Source organism: Pseudomonas sp. rhizo66 (genome assembly GCF_031931925.1).
In the GTDB taxonomy this organism is placed as follows: domain Bacteria; phylum Pseudomonadota; class Gammaproteobacteria; order Pseudomonadales; family Pseudomonadaceae; genus Aquipseudomonas.
In genome coordinates, this window is the sequence record NZ_JAUJWZ010000011.1 from 209,529 (window position 1) to 217,693 (window position 8,165).

Below are 8,165 nucleotides of genomic sequence, written 5' to 3' on the forward strand. Positions count from 1 at the left end.
CATCCAAACAGGGAGAGTCCCATGAACAAGAATCTGACGATAAAGCTCGGCGCCATCGCCCTGCTGATCCTGCTGTTGCTGATCCCGCTGCTGATGATCGACGGCGTCATCGACGAGCGCCAAGAACTACGCGACGGTGTGCTTGAAGACATCGCCCGCAGTTCCAGCTACAGCCAGCAACTGAGCGGCCCGGTGATGGTGGTGCCGTATCGCAAAGTGATTCACAACTGGAAAACCAACGACAAAACCAATCAGCGCTACGACGAGCCGAGCGAAGAGCGCGGCCGTTTGTACTTCCTGCCGGAGCGTTTCGAACTCGACGGTCAGGTGCAGACCGAACTGCGTGCACGGGGCATTTATGAAGCGCGTCTGTTCCATGCCGACAACCGCATCAACGGCCACTTTTCGCTGCCAGCACAGTTGGGCATCAAAGAAGACTTCACCGATTACCAATTCGATGCACCGTTTCTCGCGGTCGGTATCAGCGACATTCGCGGCATCGAAAATGCGCTGAAACTAGAACTCGAAGGCCAGCGTCTGGACTTCGTTCCTGGCACGCAAGTCGGATGGCTCGGTGAAGGCGTGCGGGTCACGTTGCCGCTGCTCGACACCAGCAAAACCACCGAGCTGAGCTTTGGTTTCGACCTGCGTCTGCAAGGCACCGGTTCGTTGCAAGTGTTGCCGGTGGGTAAGAGCAGCAGTGTCAGCCTCACCGCCAACTGGCCGCATCCAAGCTTTGTCGGCAACTTCCTGCCGGGCAAACGTGAAATCAATGATCAGGGTTTCAGCGCCGATTGGCAGACCACGTTTTTCTCTACCAACCTGCAAGACGCCATGAGCCGTTGCGTGAGCAGCAATGATTGCGAGGCGTTCAACGGTCGCAGCTTCGGCGTGAGCTTCATCGACCCGGTGGATCAATATCTGAAGAGCGATCGAGCGATCAAATATGCGCTGCTGTTCATTGTCCTGACGTTCGCCGGTTTCTTCCTGTTCGAAGTGCTCAAGAGTCTGGCCGTGCACCCGGTGCAATACGCGCTGGTCGGTGTGGCGCTGGCGTTCTTTTATCTGTTGTTGCTGTCGCTGTCGGAGCACATCGGTTTTGCCCCGGCGTATCTGCTGTCGGCCAGCGCTTGTGTGTTGTTGATCGGGTTTTATGTCTGCCATGTGCTGCGCAGTGTGCGTCACGGTTTGAGCTTTTCGGCGGGGCTGGCGGCGTTGTATGGCCTGCTCTACGGATTGCTCAGCGCTGAGGATTACGCGTTGTTGATGGGCTCGTTGTTGCTGTTCGGCCTGCTGGGTGTGTTCATGGTGCTGACGCGCAAATTGGACTGGTACGGGATCGGGCAGAAACCGGCCAAACCGTTGGAGTTTGATGTGGGGGCGATGCAATGAGCCGGTCGCTTGGGTTGCGTGAGGAACAGTGCTGGAAGGATGAACTGGTGACGCGGATTATCGGGTTTTTGCCTGTGGAACCGAGTGGCTGCCATCGCTGGCAAGCCAGCTCCCACAATGAGTTCGGTGATGACATAAATCCCCGATCTACCACAAATCCTGTGGGAGCTGGCTTGCCAGCGAAGAGGCCGGAACAGGCGCCGCCGATTTAAGGCTTGGGCATCGTGGCGATCATGGACGGTCGCTGACTCACTTCAAAGAACCAGTTGGCCAATTGCGGGTTGGCATCCCGCCAGCCCAGGTCCGGGAAGCGAAGGTCGAGGTAACCCAGCGCACAGGCCACACTGATGGCGGCCACATCGAAATGGCTGGTCAGCTCGGCAATCGCATCTTTTTCCAACACAGCGAGGGCGCGGCGGATCTTGTCGCGCTGAGCTTCAAGCCATTCGTCCCAATGCTTTTCCGGCGCGCGCAACACCAGCTCATAACGCACCATCACCGACGCGTCCATGATCCCGTCGGCCATCGAGGCCAGGGTCAGGCGGCGCCAGCGGGCCGCGCCTTCGCGCGGGATTAGTGGATTGCCGACGTGTTGTTGGTCGAGGTATTCGAGGATCACCCGGCTGTCATGGATGACGTTGCCATCGGCCAGACGCAGGGCGGGAATCTTGCCCAGCGGGTTATCGGCATTGAGCTCGGCACTCGGGCTGACCGGGCTGAGCACGCAGTCTTGCAAGGCAACGCGATCCTGCTGGCCGGTTTCATGCAGCAACACCATCACTTTGCGCACGAACGGGGAGAGCGTGTTGTGGTACAGGGTCATGCTGGGGGCGGACATTGGCAAACCTCGGTGATCGTCGAAGAGCAGGTGGTTAGCCTAGTCAGAACCGCGATGGCTTGCCAGCGATGGCGCCCATCCGGCCGCCATCGCTGGCAAGCCAGCTCCCACAGGTTTTTCCAGTGAATACACATTTTCGGCCCAGCAGAGATCCTTGTGGGAGCTGGCTTGCCAGCGATGAGGCCATCACCGACAACACAAAACTACCCGCGCTGCAGCAATCCCCTGATCGCCAGAACGGCCGGAACACCCAGCCCAACCCAGCTCAACGCATCCCAGATCCCGTCCCCCAACAACGCCGCAAACAATCCCGCTGCACTGAGCAATGCAATCACGATCGGCGTGCTGAAGACCTTCCAGAAATTCGACTGACGCGGCTTCATGCAGACGCCTCCGCCGTTTCCGGCACAGGCCTGGCCGCTTTGCGCCGCACCACCCACAGATACACGCCGCTGCCGAGCACGATGATCGTCAGCACATCGAGCGTGGCCCAGAGAATCTTCATCGGCATGCCGCCGTAGTCGCCGAAGTGCAGCGGTTGCGACATGCCCATGGCGTCCATGTACCACGGCCGTTCGGCCACGGCGGTGACCTGCAGCGTGGTGGCATCGATCAGCACCGGCGTCAGCAGATGCGAGGTCAGGTGCGTGCCGCCCTTCATGAATACCGAGTAATGGTGCTCACTGGAAAAGCGTGTGCCGGGGAAGGCAATGAAGTCCGGCTGCATGTCCGGGGCCACTTCGCCAGCGATATCGAGCAAACGCGTGGCCGGCGCCAGATGCGTCAGTGGCGGGGCATCGCGATAAGGCGCGATCAAGGTGTTCAAGGCATCGTTGCGCCAGGCTGCGATCAACAGATCAGCACAGGCGCTGATCACGCCGGTCACGCCGACCACCAGCGCCCAGGTCAGGGTGACGACACCGATCAGGTTGTGCAGGTCGAGCCAGCGCAATCTTGTCGACTTGTCCTGACGCACGGTGCCGAACTTCAAACGGCGCATGAACGGCAGGTACAACACCGTCCCGGACACGATGGCCACGACAAACAGCAGCCCCATGAACGCCAGCAGCAATTTGCCCGGCAGCCCGGCGAACATGTCGACGTGCAGGCGCAGGATGAACAGCATCAAACCACCGTTGGCCGAAGGCGTTTCCAGCGCCTCCCCGGTGCGTGCATCAAGCATGAACGTGTGTGACGAGTTCGGTTCGGTGCCCGCGGTTTTCGCCATGATCGTCAGCACGGCGTTCGGCTCATCGTCATCGAAACCGAAGTACTGCACGACGTCATCGGGGCGATGCTTTTCGGCGGCCTCGACCAGTTGCGCCAGATTCAATCGAGGCGTGTCGGTGGGCATCTCGCGCACTTCGGGTGCGTCGCCGAGCAGGTGCTCGATCTCGTGATGAAAGATCAGCGGCAAACCGGTCAGTGCCAGCATCAGCAAAAACACGGTGCAGACCAGGCTGGTCCAGGTGTGGATGAAGGACCAGCGGCGGATAGTTTTACTTTTCATTTCATGACCTTCAAAAACACCAAAGCCGTCCACGAGGGACGGCCGGGTGACATGAACTGTTTCAGCTCAATTGCTTACCACTTGTAAGTGGCGCTGGCGACGACACTGCGCGTGTCGCCGTAGTAGCAGTAGAAGCTGTCGCAGGTGGAAATGTATTCCTTGTCGAACAGGTTGGTTGCGTTGACGGCCAGCGATGCGCCTTTGAGGCTGTTGTCCAGACGGCCGAGGTCGTAATGCACGCTCGCGTCGAACACGGTGTAGGCGTCCGCCTTGCCCAGCCAGGTGTTGGCTTTGTCGCCGTAGGTGTTGCCGGTGTAACGCACGCCACCGCCAATGCCGAAGCCGTCGAGAACGCCTGCGTGCCAGGTGTAATCGGTCCACAGCGACGCTTGCTGGTTCGGCATCAGTTGCAGGCGATTGCCCTTGTCGACGCCATTCTGTACTTCGGATTTGGCCAGGGTGTAGGCGGCGATAACTTTGAGGTTGTCGGTGACGTCGGAAACCGCTTCCAGCTCCAGGCCTTTGACTTTCACTTCGCCGGTCTGACTGGTGATCGACACGTTGTTGACGAAGGTGTTGACCGAGACGTTCTTCTGGGTGAGGTCGTACACGGCGGCGGTCAGCAGGGTTTTGCTGCCCGGCGGCTGGTACTTGATGCCCAGTTCCCACTGTTTGCCTTCGGTCGGCTTGAGCGAACCGGTCGAGGTGGCGTCGGCGCCCGTGGTCGGCTGGAAGGATTCGGCATACGACAGGTACGGCACGAAACCGTTGTCGAAAACGTAGCTGAGCGCTGCGTTGCCGCTGAACGCCTTGTCACGCTGGGTGTTGGTGGCATCGCCCTTGTTGATGAATTTTGTGCTGGTGTGCACCCAGTCTTCACGGCCGCCGAGGGTCAGGCGCCACTGGTCGAGGGCCATCTGATCCTGGATGTACAGGCCGGTCTGGTAGGTCTTCTGGTCGTAATCGTAAAACGCGGTGGAGCGCGCCGGGCGCACGATCGGCTGACCGTAGATCGGCGTGATCACGTTGGTGGTCAGGCCGTCACCGAAGATCGAGGTGTAGTTGGTGTTGCTGCGCTGGTGGTCAAGGCCCAGCAGCAGGGTGTGGCGGATATCGCCAGTGGCGAAGTCGGCCTGGAAGTTGTTGTCCACGGCGAACTGGCTGATGTCTTCTTCGACGCTGGTGCTGGTGCGCCCGACGTTGCCTTGATCATCCACTTCGGTGAACGGGTACGACCCCGGCGTCAGCGACTGGAACGACAGGTCCGACTTGGTGTAACGCAGGTTCTGCTTGAACTGCCAGACATCGTTCAGACGATGTTCAAAGGCGTAGCCCAGCGCGTAGTAGGTGCGATCGTAATATTCCCAGTCCGGATCACCCAGATTCTTGTGGTGGGAAATATCACCGAGCGGCGACTTAATCTTGGTGCCCTGTACCGGCAGAAACTGGCTGGTGATGCCGGTATCGTCGCGAGTGAACTGGCTGAGCAGGGTGAATTTGGTGTCGTCGTCGATGTTCCAGGTCAGGCTCGGCGCGATGTTGTAGCGCTTGTTGTCGACGTGATCGACCTGCGTGCCGCTGTCGCGCACCACACCGCTGAGGCCGTAGAGAAACTGGCCGGCGTCATCGATCTTGCCGGTGCTGGCGAAGTTGATCTGGCGGTGGTTGTCGCTGCCGTATTGCAGCTGGATTTCGTTGCTGGCTTCGGCACTTGGGCGACGGCTGACCATGTCCAGCAGACCGCCCGGTGGGGTCTGGCCGTAAACCGAGGAGGCCGGGCCGCGCAGCAGGGCGAGGCGGTCGAGGTTCCAGGTTTCCTGTTTCGGGTTGGCGTACACGCCTTTTGGCAGCGGCAGGCCATCGAGGAACTGGGTCGGTTCGAAGCCACGCACCCGCAGCCAGTCGGCGCGGGTGTCGCTGCCGTAGCTGCTGGCGGTGATACCCGGCATGTAGCGCACCGCGTCATCGAGGCTGTGCACGCTGCGGTCGTCCATTTGCTGGCGGGTCGCCACTGAGATCGAACGCGGTGCTTCGACCAGTGCGGTGTCGGTCTTGCTGCCGGCAGCGGTGCGGGTGGCGGTGTAGCCTTCGACCGGGCCCCAGGCACTTTCGAAGTTTTCAACACCGATGACCGAAGTCTCCGGCAGGGCCAGCGTCCCTTCAGGCACGGCCACGAGGGTGTAGGTGCCGGTGCTGCTTTGTTCCAGTTGCAGACCGGTGCCACGCAGGGCCGCGCGCAAGGCACCGGCCGCGTCGTACTGGCCGTTGACCGGCGCCGAGGTCTTGCCCGCCGCCAGCGACGGATTGAGCGAAAGCGCGATGCCGCCCTGGCTGGCGATCTGGTTCAGGGTGGTCGACAGTGGCGCCGCCGGCAGATTGTAGGCGCGCACGCTGGACGCTTGTTCAGCGGCAAGCAACGGACTGCTGATCAGCGGCGCGCCGAGCGCGATGGCGACAGCCAGCAGACTGGGGCGCAACAAAGTGTCTAGCGAACGGGACATACGGCGGCTCCTGAATGGAAATATTTCTCAATTGCCTGTGTGCCGGATGAGAATCAGAAAGTGATAGGGCTGGATGAAAATAATTTCGATCAACTGAAAGTGGAGGCTGTAGGGGCCTCATCGCTGGCAAGCCAGCTCCCACAGGTTTCAGTGCTGTTCACAAAATTGCTGCTCACCGCAGATCCCTGTGGGAGCTGGCTTGCCAGCGATGGCGGCCGCTCAGACACCGCATTACTCAGGTTTGATATCGGCCTTTGCGACAGTGACCCAATACGGCGTATGCCGCTCGATCTGCACTGGCAAAGTCGGCAGCAATGCGCTCAAGGCTTTGTCGGTGTCATGCAGCGGGAAGCTGCCGGTGATGCGCAAGTCCGCCACGTCCGGCGCCACGCCCAGATGCCCGCGCCGATACCGCCCCAACTCATGCACCAAATCGCCGAGGCGTGCGTTCTCGACCACCAGCATGCCGCGTGTCCAGGCATCAGCGCCGGGATTGAGCGCGACGATCGAACCCAGTCCGTCACTGCGCAGCAGCACTTGCTGGCCTTCATGGAGGATTTGCTCTTCAGGGTTGGATTGCGGGTGCGCCGCCACGGCCGATTGCAACACGCTCAGGCGCGTGCCTTGGTCTTCACGCTTGACCAAAAAACGCGTACCCAGGGCACGCATGCTGCCCTCGCGGGTTTCGACGATAAAGGGGCGCGCATCGCCATGCCCGGTCTCGACGAGAATTTCGCCTTCCTGCAACACGATCAACCGCCGCTTGTCATCGAACCGCACATCCACCGCACTGTGGGTGTTGAGGTTCAATACCGTGCCGTCGGCGAGGCGAACAGTACGCTGCTCACCGGTCGCGGTGCGCTGGTCGGCGAGCCAGTAGTCCAGCGGCAGAAACCGTTCGCTGGCAAACAGCCCCACTCCGACCAGCACCACAACGCTGGCCAGCCCACTGCCCAGTCTGCGCACCCGCCGGCGAATGCCTTCGCGTGATTGCAGCAAGGCGCTGCGGGCCGGGCCTTTGGCTACACTGAAACGCTGATCGAGCATGCCCAGTTGCCGCCACGCACGGGCGTGTTCTTCATGGGCCGCGTGCCATTTGGCGAACTCTTCGCGCTCCAGCGGACTGCTCGAATCGAGGGTCAGTTGCCAGGCAATCGCCGCGTCCAGCACATGCGCCGGCACCGGTCTGGAACTGGCCGGGCTCACGTCGGCTCACCGTACAGCGCGATGTAGCACTGACGAATGCCTTGCGCCAGATACTGGCGTACGCGCGGCACCGAGACGCCGAGCTTGTCGGCGATCTCGGCATGGCTGAGGCCATCGAGGCGGTTATAAAGGAAGGCGGCGCGGGCCTTGCTCGACAGTTTGCCGAGCAAGCGGTCGATGGCTTTGAGGTCTTCGAGGATCATTTGCTGTTCTTCCACCGAGGGTTGTTCACCTTCGGGGATCAGCATCAGCTCGGTGAGGTAGGCCTGTTCCAGCGCCGCACGGCGAAAGTAGTCGAACAGCAAGCCTTTGGCGATCGCCACCAGAAAGGCGCGCGGCTCGCGCGGTGTCTGCATTTCGTCGCGACCGAGCAGGCGGACAAAGGTGTCCTGGCTCAGGTCTTCGGCGCGCTGTGGACACGCCACATTGCGCCGCAGCCAGGCCAGCAGCCAACCGCGATGGTCGCGATACAGCGCACCGACGAGCTCACTGTTAGGGCTTGGGACTGACGACACCGGACATCACCGATTGGGAAATGTTAACTAACGCGAATTGTTCGCGATTGTCGCAGAGGTGGGAATGGTTAGCAATTGGCCACTGGTCAGGTGGGCGTTTAAAGACAGGCCCTCACCCTAGCCCTCTCCTAGGGGGAGAGGGGACCGATCGGGGGATATTCTGGAGGTACACCGACCTGAGCGATCTTCAGTGAATCCATAAT

At 60.8% G+C, this 8,165-nt stretch carries 7 protein-coding genes; 1 reads left to right on the forward strand and 6 read right to left on the reverse strand.

The window, feature by feature from the left end:
* Window positions 1-21: 21 nt before the first annotated feature.
* Complete coding sequence (gene creD, locus QZR14_RS15405; protein ID WP_311997016.1) at window positions 22-1,392, forward strand: cell envelope integrity protein CreD; 1,371 nt, start codon at window positions 22-24, stop codon at window positions 1,390-1,392.
* 208 nt (window positions 1,393-1,600) lie between these two features.
* Here creD and QZR14_RS15410 read toward each other — a convergent pair whose 3' ends face one another.
* From QZR14_RS15410 to QZR14_RS15435, 6 genes are all read right to left on the reverse strand, one after another.
* Window positions 1,601-2,230, reverse strand: a complete 630-nt coding sequence (locus tag QZR14_RS15410; RefSeq protein WP_250605889.1) for a glutathione S-transferase — start codon at window positions 2,228-2,230, stop codon at window positions 1,601-1,603.
* A gap of 203 nt (window positions 2,231-2,433) precedes the next feature.
* Window positions 2,434-2,613, reverse strand: a complete 180-nt coding sequence (locus QZR14_RS15415; protein ID WP_250605890.1) for a hypothetical protein — start codon at window positions 2,611-2,613, stop codon at window positions 2,434-2,436.
* The gene (locus QZR14_RS15420) at window positions 2,610-3,740 is read right to left on the reverse strand and encodes a PepSY-associated TM helix domain-containing protein (protein ID WP_311997017.1); all 1,131 of its coding nucleotides are present in this window, start codon (window positions 3,738-3,740) and stop codon (window positions 2,610-2,612) included. Before QZR14_RS15420 ends, QZR14_RS15415 begins: the two co-directional genes overlap by 4 nt.
* Before the next feature lie 74 nt (window positions 3,741-3,814).
* Window positions 3,815-6,241, reverse strand: a complete 2,427-nt coding sequence (locus QZR14_RS15425; RefSeq protein WP_311997018.1) for a TonB-dependent siderophore receptor — start codon at window positions 6,239-6,241, stop codon at window positions 3,815-3,817.
* Between the two features lie 231 nt (window positions 6,242-6,472).
* Entirely contained in the window at window positions 6,473-7,447 is a 975-nt protein-coding gene (locus QZR14_RS15430; protein WP_311997019.1) for a FecR family protein, read from the reverse strand.
* Window positions 7,444-7,962, reverse strand: a complete 519-nt coding sequence (locus QZR14_RS15435; RefSeq protein ID WP_250605894.1) for an RNA polymerase sigma factor — start codon at window positions 7,960-7,962, stop codon at window positions 7,444-7,446. The genes QZR14_RS15430 and QZR14_RS15435 overlap by 4 nt, the downstream gene beginning before the upstream one ends.
* Window positions 7,963-8,165 lie beyond the last annotated feature (203 nt).